This window comes from Arthrobacter sp. Hb9-2 (assembly GCF_059091165.1).
Genome location: NZ_JBNHGJ010000008.1, coordinates 102,566 through 117,260 on the forward strand (window position 1 = coordinate 102,566; position 14,695 = coordinate 117,260).

Annotated in this window: 14 protein-coding genes; 6 read left to right on the forward strand and 8 right to left on the reverse strand. The window is 65.2% G+C overall.

All coding sequences use genetic code 11. The annotated features are described in order from the left end of the window. The first annotated feature begins 31 nt into the window (after nucleotides 1-31). The gene (locus AC5RV1_RS07105) at nucleotides 32-322 is read left to right on the forward strand and encodes a hypothetical protein (protein ID WP_493947727.1); all 291 of its coding nucleotides are present in this window, start codon (nucleotides 32-34) and stop codon (nucleotides 320-322) included. After that, nucleotides 322-1,032: an HAD family hydrolase gene (locus tag AC5RV1_RS07110; RefSeq protein WP_493994015.1), complete on the forward strand. Its 711-nt coding sequence runs from the start codon at nucleotides 322-324 to the stop codon at nucleotides 1,030-1,032. The genes AC5RV1_RS07105 and AC5RV1_RS07110 overlap by 1 nt, the downstream gene beginning before the upstream one ends. Nucleotides 1,033-1,121: 89 nt before the next feature. Here AC5RV1_RS07110 and AC5RV1_RS07115 read toward each other — a convergent pair whose 3' ends face one another. Further along, nucleotides 1,122-1,370: a hypothetical protein gene (locus tag AC5RV1_RS07115; RefSeq protein WP_493947725.1), complete on the reverse strand. Its 249-nt coding sequence runs from the start codon at nucleotides 1,368-1,370 to the stop codon at nucleotides 1,122-1,124. 169 nt (nucleotides 1,371-1,539) lie between these two features. On the opposite strand from AC5RV1_RS07115, the gene AC5RV1_RS07120 reads away from it, so the two are divergent. After that, entirely contained in the window at nucleotides 1,540-2,715 is a 1,176-nt protein-coding gene (locus tag AC5RV1_RS07120; protein ID WP_493994016.1) for a zinc-dependent alcohol dehydrogenase, read from the forward strand. Between the two features lie 86 nt (nucleotides 2,716-2,801). Here AC5RV1_RS07120 and AC5RV1_RS07125 read toward each other — a convergent pair whose 3' ends face one another. Genes AC5RV1_RS07125 through AC5RV1_RS07140 form a run of 4 tightly spaced genes read right to left on the reverse strand, consistent with a single transcriptional unit; the run spans nucleotide 2,802 to nucleotide 7,989 of the window. After that, nucleotides 2,802-3,614, reverse strand: coding sequence for a bifunctional allantoicase/(S)-ureidoglycine aminohydrolase (locus tag AC5RV1_RS07125; RefSeq protein WP_493994017.1), 813 nt, complete (start codon nucleotides 3,612-3,614; stop codon nucleotides 2,802-2,804). Nucleotides 3,615-3,629: 15 nt separating this feature from the next. Next, on the reverse strand, nucleotides 3,630-4,907 hold the full coding sequence (locus tag AC5RV1_RS07130; RefSeq protein ID WP_493994018.1) for a DUF6986 family protein: 1,278 nt from the start codon (nucleotides 4,905-4,907) through the stop codon (nucleotides 3,630-3,632). A 3-nt stretch (nucleotides 4,908-4,910) separates the two neighbouring features. Continuing rightward, nucleotides 4,911-6,509, reverse strand: coding sequence for a malate synthase A (aceB, locus tag AC5RV1_RS07135; RefSeq protein ID WP_493994019.1), 1,599 nt, complete (start codon nucleotides 6,507-6,509; stop codon nucleotides 4,911-4,913). Nucleotides 6,510-6,546: 37 nt separating this feature from the next. Beyond that, nucleotides 6,547-7,989 carry an NAD-dependent malic enzyme gene (locus AC5RV1_RS07140; protein ID WP_493947720.1) on the reverse strand — a complete coding sequence of 481 codons (1,443 nt, stop codon included), beginning with the start codon at nucleotides 7,987-7,989 and terminating at the stop codon, nucleotides 6,547-6,549. Nucleotides 7,990-8,201: 212 nt separating this feature from the next. On the opposite strand from AC5RV1_RS07140, the gene AC5RV1_RS07145 reads away from it, so the two are divergent. Then, on the forward strand, nucleotides 8,202-8,957 hold the full coding sequence (locus tag AC5RV1_RS07145; RefSeq protein WP_493947719.1) for an IclR family transcriptional regulator: 756 nt from the start codon (nucleotides 8,202-8,204) through the stop codon (nucleotides 8,955-8,957). Nucleotides 8,958-9,092: 135 nt separating this feature from the next. Here AC5RV1_RS07145 and AC5RV1_RS07150 read toward each other — a convergent pair whose 3' ends face one another. Next, on the reverse strand, nucleotides 9,093-10,598 hold the full coding sequence (locus tag AC5RV1_RS07150) for a nucleobase:cation symporter-2 family protein (RefSeq protein WP_256249879.1): 1,506 nt from the start codon (nucleotides 10,596-10,598) through the stop codon (nucleotides 9,093-9,095). A 180-nt stretch (nucleotides 10,599-10,778) separates the two neighbouring features. Beyond that, nucleotides 10,779-11,687, reverse strand: a complete 909-nt coding sequence (gene pucL / locus AC5RV1_RS07155) for a factor-independent urate hydroxylase (RefSeq protein WP_493947718.1) — start codon at nucleotides 11,685-11,687, stop codon at nucleotides 10,779-10,781. 351 nt (nucleotides 11,688-12,038) lie between these two features. Here pucL and AC5RV1_RS07160 point away from each other — a divergent pair, with 351 nt between their 5' ends. Next, nucleotides 12,039-12,224 (forward strand): hypothetical protein, encoded by a 186-nt coding sequence (locus tag AC5RV1_RS07160; protein ID WP_493994020.1) that lies wholly within the window; start codon nucleotides 12,039-12,041, stop codon nucleotides 12,222-12,224. A 187-nt stretch (nucleotides 12,225-12,411) separates the two neighbouring features. Here AC5RV1_RS07160 and AC5RV1_RS07165 read toward each other — a convergent pair whose 3' ends face one another. Then, a complete protein-coding gene (locus AC5RV1_RS07165; protein ID WP_493994021.1) occupies nucleotides 12,412-13,785 on the reverse strand; it encodes an 8-oxoguanine deaminase in 1,374 nt (457 codons plus the stop codon). Nucleotides 13,786-14,186: 401 nt separating this feature from the next. Here AC5RV1_RS07165 and AC5RV1_RS07170 point away from each other — a divergent pair, with 401 nt between their 5' ends. Next, nucleotides 14,187-14,681, forward strand: coding sequence for a nucleoside deaminase (locus AC5RV1_RS07170; RefSeq protein ID WP_493994022.1), 495 nt, complete (start codon nucleotides 14,187-14,189; stop codon nucleotides 14,679-14,681). Nucleotides 14,682-14,695: the final 14 nt, after the last annotated feature.

Sequence of the window (14,695 nt, forward strand, 5' to 3'; positions counted from 1 at the left end):
GGTGCGGTGACTGACGGAGGAGTGATTGCAAATGGCCGGGTATTTTGAGCTCGTGGATGCGCCTGACGGCGGCTACCGGATCAGGATGATGGACGGAGCGGGGAATCTTATGGCCATCTCGGTGACCTTTCCCACGAAAAGGGCAGCTGTAGCCGGAGTGGCAATGGCACGGGAAATCGCCGGGACGGGCCTCATCAGGGACAAGAGCCACGATGGCGCAGGCACGGTGATCCGGGAGCGCGTACGTCCGGTGAATACGGCCAAGGAGGAGGCTGCCCTGGCCAGGAAAACTCCAGGGGCCAAACGGGCAGCGGTCAGCTGATGGCCCTGCAGGCTGCTGGGTCCCCTGACGGCGGGCGCCGGCAGGGGATCCTTTTTGATGTTGACGGCACCTTGATCGATTCGTCATACATCCACACCATCTCCTGGTGGGGCGCCTTCCGCCAGCAGGGGTACGACATCCCGATGGCATCCATCCACCACTTCGTGGGCATGGGCGGTGACCGCCTGGTGGACAGCCTCCTGCCGGCAAGCCGGGACCGTTCCCTTGATCCTGACATCATGGCCAGCCATGGGGCCCTTTACGCCTCGCACTGGCCGGCGCTGCGAACCTTCGACGGCGCGAAAGACCTGCTCGCCCAGTGCCACGCGGCGGGTCTCGCCGTTGCCCTTGCCTCCTCCGCGCGCAAGCAGGATCTGCAGGTCATGAAGGCCACCCTGGACGCCGACGCCTTCATTGATGCCGCTACCAGCGCCAATGACGCCAAGGACAGTAAGCCTGCTCCGGACATCCTCGTGGCGGCGCTGGAGGCCATCGGCGTGGAAGCGGCGGACGCCGTTTTTGTGGGGGATGCGGTGTGGGACATGAAGGCCGCTGCGGCGCTGGGTATTCCTGCGATTGCCGTTACCTGCGGTGGCGTCAACGCCGGTGAACTCCGTGATGCGGGCGCGGTGGAGGTCTACGAGGGTCCGCGCGACCTGCTCGAGAACCTCACATCAAGCGCCATCGGCCGGTTGCTCTCGCTGGCCTAACTCCTGACCCCGAATCCGACGACCGGCTTCTGACGCCGGTGCGCACCCGCTGCCGCGCCATCCGTCGTCGGACTTTTCGCCGTTCGGTGCTACAGGACCTGGCCGCCGGCAACCGAGTCCTCGTCACCCTGATTGGCCGGCTTGGCCCAGGAGACAGCCACCCGCACCGAGCCGTCGTCGCTCCGGTCAATGTCAGTGGCCACATCCGATGCGCTGGCCCCCATCTCCATGATCCGCTCGCGATAGGTAGCCACGAGCTGCTCCAGGCTCTCTTCCGTCCATTCTCCGGGCCGCATGCGGGTGGAGATTTCAACCGGTTCGGGCTGGTAGAGCGACATAACGTTCCTCTTTCATTTCTGCGGGTGTGGCTCTTCCTACGCTAGGAGCACGAAGTCAGAACAACAAGGATTTTAGTCAGGTTGCTTACTTTTTCCCCCGCGAGCCGATAGCGTCGAAGGATGGGCGCGAGGCCCCGCTGCAGCGAAAAACTTCCGGGAAAGGTGAATTGTGAAAGCACTGACATGGCAAGGAAAACGCTCGGTAAGTATGGAAGAGGTCCCCGATCCCGTCATCCAGGAGCCCACGGACGCGATTGTCCGGATCACCTCCACGGCGATCTGCGGATCGGACCTGCACCTGTACGAAGTGTTGGGGCCGTACATGCACAAGGGCGACGTGATCGGCCACGAACCGATGGGCATCGTGGAGGAGGTGGGAAGCGCAGTCACCAACCTCCGCAAGGGCGACCGGGTGGTGGTTCCGTTCAACATCGCCTGCGGCCGCTGCTACATGTGCGCGCAGGGCCTGCAGTCCCAGTGCGAAACAACCCAGGTCAAGGACAAGGGCTCCGGTGCTGCCCTCTTTGGCTATTCCGAGCTGTACGGTTCCGTTCCGGGCGGGCAGGCCGAATACCTGCGGGTCCCCCACGCCGATTACGGCCCGGTGAAGGTGGGAACCGAGCTGCCGGACGAGCGTTACCTCTTCCTTTCGGACATCCTTCCTACGGCCTGGCAGGCCGTGGAGTACGCCGACACCCCGGCCGGCGGCACGCTGGCCGTCTTCGGGCTGGGGCCGGTGGGGCAGTTCTCGGGCCGCATCGGCGTGCAGCGCGGGCTGCGGGTGATCGGCGTGGACCCTGTGCCGGAGCGGCGCGAGATGGCGGCGCGGCACGGAATCGAAACGCTCGATTACAGCAAGGACGTGGCGGACCAGCTGCGGGAAATGACGGCCGGAAGGGGCCCGGACGCGGTGGTGGACGCCGTCGGCATGGAAGCGCACGGGTCCCCGGTTGCCGGCTTCGCCCACCAGGCACTGGGCCTCCTGCCCGACAAGCTGGCGCAGAAGGCGATGGAGACGGCCGGCGTGGACCGGCTGGCAGCGCTGCACACATCCATCAACGCCGTCCGGCGCGGCGGGACTGTGTCCCTGAGCGGGGTCTACGGCGGCCAGGCCAGCCCGATGCCCCTGCTGACAATGTTCGACAAGCAGATCCAGGTGCGGATGGGGCAGTGCAACGTCCGGCGGTGGACCGACGACCTGCTTCCCCTGGTGGAGGACGACGCCGATCCGCTGGGTGTGATGGATCTGGTCACCCACCGTTCGGGGCTTGAAGGAGCGCCGGCGCTGTACGAAAAGTTCCAGAAAAAGGAAGACGGCTGCATCAAGGTGGTCCTGAACCCCTGAACCCCTGAACCCCTGAACCCCTGAAGCGCGAAGTGCCGTGGTGACGCTCCACCATGGCACTTCGCGCTTCCCCATGGCGCGGGTTATTAGGTGAGGCGGACCTGCCGGTTCATGTCCTTGTAGAGCAGGTAGCGGAATTCGCCCGGGCCGCCCGCGTAGCAGGCCTGCGGGCAGAAGGCGCGCAGCCACATGAAGTCGCCGGCCTCAACCTCAACCCAGTCGTTGTTCAGCAGGTACATGGCCTTGCCCTCCAGGACGTACAGGCCGTGTTCCATGACGTGGGTTTCGGGGAACGGGATGACGCCGCCGGGCTGGAACGTCACGATGTTCACCTGCATGTCGTGGGCAAGATCGTTGGAGTCCGTGAAGCGGGTGGTCTTCCAGGCGCCGTTGGTGTCCGGCATCGCCGTCGGCTCCACGTCCTTTTCGTTGGTGACGAAGGACTTGGCTTCGTACCCCTCGAGGCGTTCGTAGGCCTTGCGAATCCAGTGGAAGGACACGACGTCGTCGGAGACATTCTCCAGGCCCCACTCCGAACCGGCGGCCAGGTAGGCGTAGCCGCCTTCCTCCAGCTGGTGCAGTTCACCGTCCAGGTTCAGGTTGACCCTGCCGCGGGTCACGAAAACGACCCCTTCGACTCCGGCCTCGAATTCGGCCTTGGGCGCGCCGCCGCCCGGACCGATCTCCACGATCAGCTGCGAGAACGTGGTGGCGAAGCCCGAAATGGGGCGGGCGATGATCCAGGAGCGGGTGTTCGAAAAGCCCGGCAGGTTGGACGTGACGATGTCCGTCATAACGCCCTTGGGGATCACCGTGTACGCCTCGGTGACGATGGCCCGCTCGGTGGTCAGGTGGGTCTGCGGCGGCAGTCCACCGGTGGGGGAATAGTACTTGCCCATGGCGAAGATCCTTACTTAGGAGTTGGAGGTGGTGGCGAGCCGCGGGTGCGCCAGTCCGGTGAGCTGGGGGAGTCCGATGCCGGCAAGCGCCTGCACTTCATCGGCGCCAACGGCGCCGCACTGGACGCCGCGCAGCACGAACGCGGCCAGCGCACGGGCCGTGGCAGGCTCGTCCATCACGCCGCCTTCAGTCTGCTCCACGTAGTTCCGCAGGCGGGCTGCGGCCGCGGGAAGGCCCTGCCGGTAAAAGGCGTAGGTGGCGGCGAATCTGCTGGGCAGCTGGGCCGGGTGCAGGTCCCAGCCCTGGTAGTAGCCGCGTTCCAGCGACCGCCGGACCAGCCGGCCGTGCAGCTGCCAGGCGTTTTCGACGTTGTCGCCCACCGGAATGATGTTGGTGGACCCGTCCGAAAGCCGGATGCCCGTGCCGGCAACTGCCAGCTGCATGACCTCTTTGGCGAAGTCCGCCACCGGGTGCTCCATGGACTGGTACTCCGCGGAAATCTGCAGCGACGCCGAGTAGTCGTAGGTGCCGTAGTGCAGGCCGCTGATCCGGCCCGGGACGGCGTGCGGCAGCTGCGCCACGGGGGAGGTGCCCTCCGGTCCGAGGATCAGCTGCGGTGTTTCCACCTGGACTTCGAACCGCAGCCGTCCGGCGGGCAGCCCGTGGATATCCTCCAGCCGGGACACGGCGTAGTCCATGGCCTGGACCTGCGCCACGGTGGTGACTTTGGGCAGGGTCAGGACCAGCCCGTCCGGCAGTTCTCCGGCGGTAGCCAGGCCGGAGACGAACAGGTCCAGTGTGCGCAGTCCGCGGGCCCGGGTGGGGGCCTCGAAGCATTTGAAGCGGATGCCGATGAAGGGCGGCGCAGAGCCGGCCGCGACGCTGGCGGCCACCGCGGAGACCGCGGCAACGGCGGCCGCGTCCTCGGCGTCGTCGCCCCTGTCCCCGAAGCCGTCCTCGAAGTCGAGGCGCAGGTCCTCAATGGGCTCACTCGCCAGCTTGGCTTGTACCCGCGGGGCAACAGCTTCCGCGAGGGCGGCGTCTTGGCCCAGCAGCGTGCCGAGCTTCACCAGGCCGCCGTGCGCTTCAGCAGTATCCAGCGCCTCGGCGCCCCACTCAGCAGCGAACGAGGCCGTAAAACGGTCCGCGGGCACGTACACGGTATGGACGGGCTGGCGGGAGCCGTCGTCGCCCGGGTAGTTCCGCTCCAGCAGCCGGTCCGTCGCAGCAAGTTGCCCGTCGATGTGTGCCAGGTCACCCGCCGACAGCGAGGTCCGGGGTGTTGCCGCCATGCCTCAGCCCACCAGTTCGTAGGCCGGGGTGGTGAGAAAATCGGTGTAGTCGTCCGAAAGGCAGATATCCCCGATCAGCCCGCTGGCCGGCTGGTAGTAGCGGCGGAACGCTTCGTCGCCCACCTCGGAGCGGAGCCGTTCCGTCTCCTCGCCCAGGATCCGCTCCACGAGCTCCTTGGTCACGGTGTTGCCGGTATCAGCCAGGACGGACTTGTTGCGGATCTGCTGCCACACCTGCGAGCGGGAGATTTCCGCCGTGGCCGCATCCTCCATCAGGTTGTGGATGGCGACGGCACCGTTCCCGGACAACCACACGGCGGTGTATGCGACGGCCACGTAGAGGTTCAGCCGGAGGCCCGACTCGGTGACCTGGCCGTCGGCGGAGGCCACGTCCAGCAGCTGCTCCGCCGTAACGGAAACCTCGGGGCGCTGCTTGTCCAGCTGGTTCGGTTTGTCGCCGAGGACGGCGTCGAAGACTTCCCGGCAGGTGGGAACCAGGTCCGGGTGCGCAACCCAGGAGCCGTCAAAGCCGTCGTTCGCCTCGCGGGTCTTGTCCGCGCGGACCTTGGCGAAGGCCGCCTCGGTAACCTCCGGGTGGCGGCGGTTGGGGATGACGGCCGCCATGCCGCCCATCGCGAAGGCGCCGCGCTTGTGGCAGGTCTTCACGAGCAGTTCGGTGTAGGCGCGCATGAACGGGGCGGTCATGGCAACCGAAGCGCGGTCCGGCAGTACAAACTCCTCGCCGGCGTCGCGGAAGTACTTGATGATGCTGAACAGGTAATCCCAGCGGCCGGCGTTCAGCCCGGAGGCGTGGTCGCGCAGTTCGTACAGGATCTCATCCATCTCAAATGCGGCCGGGATGGTTTCGATCAGCACGGTGGCGCGGATGGTGCCCTGGTTAAGCCCCAGGTAGTCCTGCGCGAAGACAAAGACATCGTTCCACAGCCTGGCCTCGAGATGGCTCTCCATCTTGGGCAGGTAGTAGTACGGTCCCTGTCCGTTGAGGACCAGCTGCTTGGCCACGTGGAAGAAGTGCAGGCCGAAGTCCACCAGCGCGCCGACGGCGGGTTCGCCGTTGATGAGCAGGTGCTTTTCCGGCATGTGCCAGCCGCGGGGCCGGGCCACCACGACGGCGAGCGGCGCGTCGGTGCGGAGCCTGTACTCCTTGCCCTCGGCCGACGTGTGGCTGAGGGTGCCCTGGGCGGCGTCGCGGAGGTTCAGGATGGCGTCGATGACGTTGGCCCAGGTGGGTGTGCTGGCATCTTCAAGGTCCGCGAGCCACACCTTGGCGCCGGAGTTCAAGGCGTTGATGGCCATCTTTGCCGGCGAGGCGGGCCCGGTCATCTCAACCCGGCGGTCCTGCAGCGCCGCGGGCGCGGGCGCAACCTTCCAGTCGCCGTCGCGCACGTCCTGGGTTTCCGGCAGGAAGTCCAGCTTGCCGGTCTCGGCTACGCGCTGCCGCTTGACGCCGCGGGCTGCCAGGAGTTCGTTGCGGGTGCCGGCAAAACGGGTGTGCAGCTCCTCCAGGAATGCCAGCGCCTTGGGGGTGAGGATCTCCTCCGCGCGCTCGATGGGCCGGGGGTCTGTGACAGTGATGGCCATTTCTGGTCCTTTCCTTGTACTGAAGTCAGGCAGTGAATCAGGCGCTGGCCAGGGCGGCTTCGAGGTCCTTGGCTGCAGCAGCCGCTGATGCCGCGTTGGCGGCGTGGGCGGCGGCAGCAACGGCTGAGGCAACATCGGCGGCGACATGGGGATCGAAGACGCTGGGGATAATGTAGCTGGCATTGAGCTCGTCGTCAGCTACCCGGTTGGCAATCGCCTCCGCGGCGGCCACCAGCATCTCCGGAGTGATGTCCGATGCGCCGGCGTCGAGCAGGCCCCGGAAGAAGCCGGGGAAGGCAAGCACGTTGTTGATCTGGTTGGGGAAGTCGCTCCGGCCGGTGGCCACCACTGCGGCGTGCCGGGAAGCGATCACGGGATCGATCTCCGGCGTGGGGTTGGCCATGGCGAACACGATGGCGTTCTCTGCCATGGCGGCAACCTGCTCTTCGCCGATCACGTGCGGGGCGCTGACGCCGATGAAGATGTCCGCACCCACGAGGGCCTCGTGCAGGGTGCCGGCGAAGCCTTCTTCGTTGGTGTTCGCGGCAATCCAGCTGCGGTGTTCGTCGTTGTACTTCTCGCCGGAGTGGATGGCGCCGGAGCGGCCGGCGGCGATGATGTGCCGCGCGCCCTGGGCCTTCAGGAGCTGGATGATGGCCGAGCCCGCGGCCCCGACTCCGGAAACCACAATCCGAACCTCATCGAGCTTCTTGCCAACAACCCGGAGCGCGTTGACCAGGGCGGCGAGCGTGACGATGGCGGTGCCGTGCTGGTCGTCATGGAAGACCGGGATGTCCAGTTCCTCGCGGAGCCGGTTTTCGATCTCGAAGCAGCGCGGGGCTGCAATGTCTTCCAAGTTGATGCCGCCATACACGGGAGCCATGGCCTTGGCAATCATGATGATCTCTTCGGTGTCCTGGGTGTCGAGGCAGACGGGCCAGGCGTCCACGTTGGCGAACTGCTTGAACAGTGCGGCTTTGCCTTCCATCACGGGCAGGGCGGCGGCCGGGCCGATGTTGCCCAGGCCCAGGACGGCGGATCCGTCGGTGAGGACGGCGATGGTGTTCCGCTTCACGGTCAGGTTGCGGGCCGCTGCGGGGTCCTCGGCGATGGCAAGGCAAACGCGTGCGACGCCGGGAGTGTAGGCGCGGGAGAGGTCGTCGCGGTTGCGCAGGGCTACCTTGGGGACGACTTCGAGCTTGCCGCCCAGATGCATCAGGAAGGTGCGGTCCGAGACGTGCTGGACAGTCACGCCGTCGAGCGCGTTGAGGGCGTCTTTGACCCTGCCGGCGTGCTCGTCATCGGTGGTGTTGCAGGTGACATCGACAACCAGGGTCTCGTGGTGGGACTCGCTGACGTCCAGGGCGGTGATGGCTGCGCCCGCGGCGCCGACGGCCGCGGCGAGCTCGCTGGTGGCGCTGAAGCTTGACGGTGCTTCCACGCGCAGGGTGATCGAATTTCCGGGGCTGGGGTTCGCCATTGAATGTCCTCCTGTTAGGCCCGGGACGGGCTTCTGCTCGAAACCGAATGTTTTCGTATTATGGATATTATTATCTACTTTGTGGAATTACAACCCCGTCTTGCCGTTCATCGCGTCTACCGGGCCCGTGCTGTATCTTGAGAGCATTAGGGCAATTCTTTTCACGATGCGGATAAGACTTGTCGGAATCCGAGTCCACAGGAGACTGGTACATGGCTGAGAAAGCCGCAGGTGGCGTCCAATCCGTTGAGCGCGTCTTCGAACTGCTGGAACTAATCACTGACGCCGGCGGCGATGTCACCCTCAGCGAGTTGTCCTCGTCCACGGACCTACCGCTGCCCACAATCCACCGCCTGCTGCGCACCCTGGTGTCGCTGGGCTACATCCGCCAGCTGCCCAACCGGCGCTACGCCCTGGGTCCGCGGCTCATCCGCCTGGGCGAAGGAGCCAACAAACAGCTTGGTGCGGTAGCCCGCCCACAGCTGAAAACGCTGGTGGACCGGCTGGGGGAGACCTCCAACATGGCCGTGCTCGACTCGGACATGGTGATTTACGTGGCGCAGGTGCCCTCGCTGCACTCGATGCGCATGTTCACGGAGGTGGGCCGGCGTGCCCATACCCACGCCACCGGCGTCGGCAAAGCCATCCTGGCGCAGCTGGACGACGACACCGTCCGCGGCATCGTCACCCGCGCCGGGATGCCCACCCCAACGGCGAAGAGCCTCGGCGACGTTGATGACCTCCTGGCCGACCTGAAGCTCATCCGGGAACGGGGCTACTCCATTGACGAGGAGGAGCAGGAACTGGGCGTCCGTTGCTTCGCCATGGCCGTGCCCAACGCTCCCACCCCCACCGCAATTTCCGTTTCGGGTCCGGTGTCCCGGGTGGACGAGCACTTCGCCGACAAGGCCGTACCGGTCCTCCGCGAAGCTGCCGAGGCCATCTCCCTGGAACTCAACCGCAACTGATCCAAACCCTGGAGTTTTGTCCAGATATGCAGGCTTTTAGGCACTTCAAACCTGCATCCGGACAAAAACTCCTAGGATGACGCCGACGGCGGCCTGCTTCTTCCGGAAGCGGGCCGCCGTCGGCGTTCCATGGTGTTAGTGCTCTGACGCCTTTTCGGACGACTGGACGGGGACTTCCTTGCCGTCGCAGTCGATGAGCTTGCCGCCTTCGAAGCGGTCGCCGTCGGCAAGGCATTTCAGGTCCTCTTCCCGGACCACGCGTTCGGTGCCGGCAACAAACACCGACTGGTTCTCCGAGTTGCCCGCCTTGAGGTGGTTGAACAGCAGGTTCAGCAGGATCGCCATTACGGCAGCCGAGCTGATGCCGGAGTGGAAGATGGTGCCGAACCAGGACGGGAACTGGTCGTAGAAGCTCGGAGCGGCGATGGGGATCATGCCGAATCCGATGGACGCCGCCACGATGATCAGGTTCATGTTGTTCTTGTACTCGACCTTGGAGAGGGTGCGGATGCCGCTCGCAGCCACCGTTCCAAAGAGCACGACGCCGGCGCCGCCCAGCACGGGGGTGGGCACCGCTGCGACCACCCGGCCCAGGACGGGCAGCAGGCCGAGGATCACCAGGATCAGGCCGCCGGCGCTGACCACGAAGCGGCTCTTGACGCCGGTGATGGCCACCAAACCAACGTTCTGGGCAAAAGCGCTCTGGGTGAAGGAGTTGAACAGCGGGGAGATGGCGCTGGAGAGCATGTCCGCACGCAGGCCGTCGCCGATCCGCTTGGAGTCCACCTTGGTGCCCACGATCTCGCCCACCGCGATGATGTCCGCCGAGGTTTCGGTCAAGGTCACCAGGATGACGATGAGCATGGAGATGATGGCGGCGATCTCGAACACAGGCGGACCGAAGGCGAACGGGGTGGGGAAGGCGACGATCTCGCCCTGGCCCACCTTGGAGAAGTCCGCCATACCGAAGGCGAAGGCGATCGCGGTGCCCAGGACCATCGCAAGCAGGATGGACAGCCGGGAGATCGCGGCGCTGCCCACCTTGCTCAGGAGCAGGACGATGGCCATGGTGGCTGCCGCGAGGCCGATGTTGGCCATGCTGCCGTAGTTCTCGGCAGTCCGGTTGCCGCCCATGGCCCAGTTGGCCGCCACGGGCATCAGGGTAAGTCCAATGGTGGTGATGACCGTTCCGGTGACCACGGGCGGGAAGAACCGGATGATCTTGGAGAAGAGGGGAGTGATCAGCAAGCCGATCAGCGACGCCGCGATGACGGACCCGAAGACAGCCTGGATTCCGCCTCCGCCATGGACGATGGCAACCATGGTTGAAACACCCGCGAACGAGACGCCCTGGACCAGTGGCAGCTGCGAGCCGAAGAACCGGACGCCGATGGTCTGCAGGATGGTGGCCAGGCCGCCCACGAAGAGGCAGGCGGCAATCAGCAGGCCGATGTCCTGCGAGGACATTCCGGCGGCGGCGCCGATGATCAGGGGCGGGGCAATGATGCCGCCATACATCGTGAGGACGTGCTGGAAGCCGTAGGCAAAAGTGCTTGCGATGGGAAGCCGCTGGTCCTCCGGACGGGCCGGCTGCTTGCTTTTACCGGCGGCCGCAGCGGCCAGTTTCTTTCTGGTGTTCATGGCAGACTTTCTTGGTTCATGGCAGACGACATTGTCTGGCTAACGGGGTCTGGCTAACGGGTGTTGCGGAAAGACGTGGATGAAAGCCCGGAGTTTTTGTCCACGTATGCGGACTTGAAGTGCGCTGAGGTCGTCGTATCTGGACAAAAACTCCGGGCCTGGAGTTGTGGGTGGTGCGGTTTAGCAGAAGCCGGCGATGCCGGACCAGGCGATGCCCGCCGGCGTAGCGTCGTCGCGCTGGACGGTGGCCTCGATCAGGCCGTAGGGGCGGTCGGCGGCGTAGAAGACCTCGTTGGGGTTGTCGAGGCCGAAGGGTGAGAGGTCCACGAGGAAGTGGTGCTTGTTGGGCATGGAGAACTTGATCTCGTCGATCTCGCTATGGGCTTCCAGTACCTTGGTGCCCATGTCGAACAGGGTTTGCTGCAGGGCGTGGGAGTACTTCTCGGTGAAGCCTTCAAGCAAAAGACCCTTGACGTCCTCATAGCTCTTGTTGAAGTCCAGGGCGCTGAAGTCGGTTCCGGTCTTGAAGCGCCAGCGCGCGGAGACGTCGGTGGCCAGGATGCGGTCCGTGGTCTCCTGAAGGGTGGTGTACCTGTCCTTCGGGTAGCCCACGAAGCCTGACTGGGTGGACTTCAGGACGGTCAGGTCCTTCAGTCCGGAGATGAGGTGGGTGGTGGCGCCGTCGCGGACCAGTACCGCGGTACGCACTTCCTGGCCGTTGCGCACGAAGGAGTGGTCATGCTCCGTACCGTGGGCCTGGATCCGGTCCCAGCTGTAGGACTCGGCTTCCCAGCGGCCGCCGGTCACCCATTCAAAGCTGGAAGTGAAGTGCTCAGCCAGCCGCAGTAGGAATGCCTCCGGGGAGCCGACGCCGTCACGGGCGAAGGCATAAATGGTGTTTTTCTGGGTGTCGGTGGCCACCACGTGGGCGTTGTCGCCTTCGAGGTGCGCGGCCGCAAAATCCCCCCGCAGTTGCGAGGTGACGTTGAGGTCTTCGATTTCGTGGCGGTCGCTGTCGCGGGTGATCTTGACGACCCGGACCTCGGCCTTTCCGTACTGGTTTTCGCCGAGGATGATCTTGCTGCTCATGGTCTGTTCCCAACTTCCGGTTAGGTGGAACCTAGGTTCCATCACTGAAATTAAGCGCGCGTTTCAAGCGCGTTTCCGGTGGAGCCGACCCAACAAAAAAGAGCCGGCATCCATTGATGCCAGCTCATTACGACCCTGCCTGCTGCTCCCAGGTTACGTGACATACACCACGAATTGAAACCAGCGTAGCTCAGCAAACCGGTGGTGTACATCACAAACCGAAAATTCAATTTGTGACCGGGGAGGGCGGGAACCGTTGACGAAGCAGCGGGAGGCCGCCTAAGCTATTCCACATAGCAAAAGTTATTTTCCATTTTGCGGAAGTACTTAAACCCCTCGGAGGAGGATCAGATGTACCAGCAGGACACGACGCCGGTTTCACCGGCACAAACGGCGGCACCCTCAGTCCAGGAGTTCTACCTCCCCCTTGGCGGCGGAACGGATCCGGACTTCTACTTGCCGGCCGACCGGGACCATGTCCCCGGGCGCTTTTCGCGCTGGGTCCACGCGCTGCCGGGCTTCGGTAAGCGCCCCTAGCGAAGCCGGGCTTCGGTAAGCGCCCCTAGCGAAGCCGGGCTTCGGTAAGCGCCCCTAGCGAAGCCGGGCTTCGGTAAGCGCCCCTAGCGAAGCCGGCTGCAGCAAGCGCACTGGCATAAAGCACCAGGCCTGGCGGTACAGCTTCCGGTACCGCCAGGCCTTTGCGCGTCTTGGGACTCTTTCCCGCCTAGCCGTTCACCAGCCGCCGCGCGGCCGCGGAGTGCTCGGCGATGAGCCCGGCAACATCCAGACCGGGGATCTGCCCGTCCACCACGCGCCACTGCCCGCCCACCATCACCCGGTCGGCGCGGTCGGCAGCACACAGCAGCAGCGCGGCGACAGGGTCATGGCTGCCCGAAAAGCGCAGGTCGTCCAACCGGAACAGCGCCAGGTCTGCCTGCATCCCCGGAGCAAGCTGGCCCAGCCCCGGACGCCCAAGAACGACCGCCGAGCCCCGCGTGGCCCAGCCGAGCGCCCTTTCCACAGGGACGTCTGCCCCGTAGCGCAGCCTTTGGAGGTACAACGCCTGCCGCGCTTCCAGGATCATGTTCGAGGCATCGTTCGACGCCGAGCCGTCCACTCCCAGCCCCACCGGCACCCCGGCGTCCTCCAGTTCCAGGACGCGTGCGGTCCCTGACGCGAGACGCATGTTTGAGGTGGGGCAATGCGCGACGGCGGTGCCCGCGGCTCCCAGCCTGGCAATTTCCGCGTCGCTGAAATGGATGCCGTGGCCCAGCCACGTGCGCTCCGTCAGCCAGCCCACGCTGTCCAGGTAGTCAACGGTCCGCAGCCCAAACATCTCCCGGCAGAAGTCCTCCTCGTCCAGGGTCTCGGCCAAGTGGGTGTGCAGCCGCACGTCCAGCCGCTCGGCGAGCGCGGCGCTTTCGGCCATGATGTCCTTGGTCACCGAGAAGGGCGAGCACGGCGCAAGGGCAATCTGGATGACAGCGTCCTCACCGCGCTCGTGGTACCTGGCCACCAGGCGTTCGCTGTCGGCCAGCACCACCTCCGGTGCCTGGACGGTGGATTGGGGCGGCAGGCCGCCGTCGTCCGTTCCGAGCGTCATTGATCCGCGCGTCAGGGTGGCCCGCATTCCCAGACGGCGCACCGCTTCAACCTGGATGTCGATGGCGTGCTCCAGCCCGCCCGGGAAGAGGTAGTGGTGATCGGCTGCCGTGGTGCAGCCCGAGAGCAGGAGTTCGGCGAGTGCCACGGTGGTGGCGAGCTCAAGGTCCCGGGGCGTGAGCCGGGCCCAGACCGGATACAGGTTCTGCAGCCAGGGGAACAACGGGGCGTTCGCCACCGGACCCCAGGCGCGGGTGAGAGTCTGGTAGAAGTGGTGATGTGTGTTGATCAGGCCCGGCAGCAGCACGTGGCTTCCGGCGTCGAAGAGCTCCGTGCATGGTTCCGCCGGACGCTGCCCCGCCGCGAGTACTTCCACGATGGTTCCGCCACTGACCACCACTCCGCCCGAGGCGTCCAGGTGGTTTGCGGTGAAGGCGGCCTGCGGATTCCGGATCCAGAGGCGGGATGCGGCGGCAGGAGCGGGAGGATGGGTCATGGAGTGTCCTTGTCTGAGCGCAGGTGCGGTATATCCAGCTCAGTGAGGCCTGTCTGCTGATCCAGGTGCCGGCGGCTGCGGGCAGCGGCGGTGCCATCAGAGTAGGGAACAAGCCTGACCTGCGTCAACGTCCCCGCAATGTGACCGGCCGCGGCCAACCCAGTGAAGAGCACGTAACCTGGATTTCACATTGCGGAATAAAGTTTTCAGAAAACTATGGCGCGGGCCACAATCCGGTGCTAATCTCGATTTTGCCAAAGGCGGGCACCCGGACTTCGGGAAGCTATCTACCAGGCGCAACTTAACCTTCACAGCACATGCTGAAGCCTGGTAACCGTCGCACCTGGTTCTACTGGTCCTGCAAGCGGCAACAGGCTTCCCGGCAATAAGGAAGTCGCATCATGAGTACCACCGTCACGGCCGAGGAATTTTTGGCCAGATCCATCCGGCTGGCAACGGCCAACGTCCTGAACAGCGGCGGCCCCTTCGGCGCCATTATCGTCACCGCGGACGGCAAAACGTTCGACGGCGTCAACCGCGTCACTGCGGACAACGATCCCACGGCCCACGCCGAAGTCACTGCAATCCGCACCGCCTGCCGCGAACTCGGCACCTTCGACCTCAGCGGCGCCGTCCTCTACACCAGCTGCGAGCCATGCCCCATGTGCCTGGCTTCCGCACTCTGGGCCCGCGTCGAGCGGGTGGTCTTCGCTGCGGACCGGCACGACGCCGCCTCCGTCGGCTTCGATGACGCCGTCTTCTACGAATACTTCGACAACCAGGACAGGGATTCCCTGATGCCGGTATCCAAGCTGGAGCTGGGCGATCCCCAGGCCCCGGCCCCGCTGGAGCCGTTCAACACCTGGAACACGCTTGAATCCAGGATCGACTACTAGGCCCGGCGGCTCAC

Coding starts and splice junctions, on each gene's coding strand:
- AC5RV1_RS07105 (WP_493947727.1), top strand. CDS start 32: ATGGCCGGGTATTTTGAGCTCGTGGATGCGCCTGACGGCGGCTACCGG.
- pucL (WP_493947718.1), bottom strand. CDS start 11,687: ATGAGCAGCAAGATCATCCTCGGCGAAAACCAGTACGGAAAGGCCGAG.
- AC5RV1_RS07170 (WP_493994022.1), top strand. CDS start 14,187: ATGAGTACCACCGTCACGGCCGAGGAATTTTTGGCCAGATCCATCCGG.
- AC5RV1_RS07165 (WP_493994021.1), bottom strand. CDS start 13,785: ATGACCCATCCTCCCGCTCCTGCCGCCGCATCCCGCCTCTGGATCCGG.
- AC5RV1_RS07150 (WP_256249879.1), bottom strand. CDS start 10,598: ATGAACACCAGAAAGAAACTGGCCGCTGCGGCCGCCGGTAAAAGCAAG.
- AC5RV1_RS07145 (WP_493947719.1), top strand. CDS start 8,202: ATGGCTGAGAAAGCCGCAGGTGGCGTCCAATCCGTTGAGCGCGTCTTC.
- AC5RV1_RS07110 (WP_493994015.1), top strand. CDS start 322: ATGGCCCTGCAGGCTGCTGGGTCCCCTGACGGCGGGCGCCGGCAGGGG.
- AC5RV1_RS07115 (WP_493947725.1), bottom strand. CDS start 1,370: ATGTCGCTCTACCAGCCCGAACCGGTTGAAATCTCCACCCGCATGCGG.
- AC5RV1_RS07130 (WP_493994018.1), bottom strand. CDS start 4,907: ATGGCGGCAACACCCCGGACCTCGCTGTCGGCGGGTGACCTGGCACAC.
- AC5RV1_RS07140 (WP_493947720.1), bottom strand. CDS start 7,989: ATGGCGAACCCCAGCCCCGGAAATTCGATCACCCTGCGCGTGGAAGCA.
- AC5RV1_RS07160 (WP_493994020.1), top strand. CDS start 12,039: ATGTACCAGCAGGACACGACGCCGGTTTCACCGGCACAAACGGCGGCA.
- aceB (WP_493994019.1), bottom strand. CDS start 6,509: ATGGCCATCACTGTCACAGACCCCCGGCCCATCGAGCGCGCGGAGGAG.
- AC5RV1_RS07125 (WP_493994017.1), bottom strand. CDS start 3,614: ATGGGCAAGTACTATTCCCCCACCGGTGGACTGCCGCCGCAGACCCAC.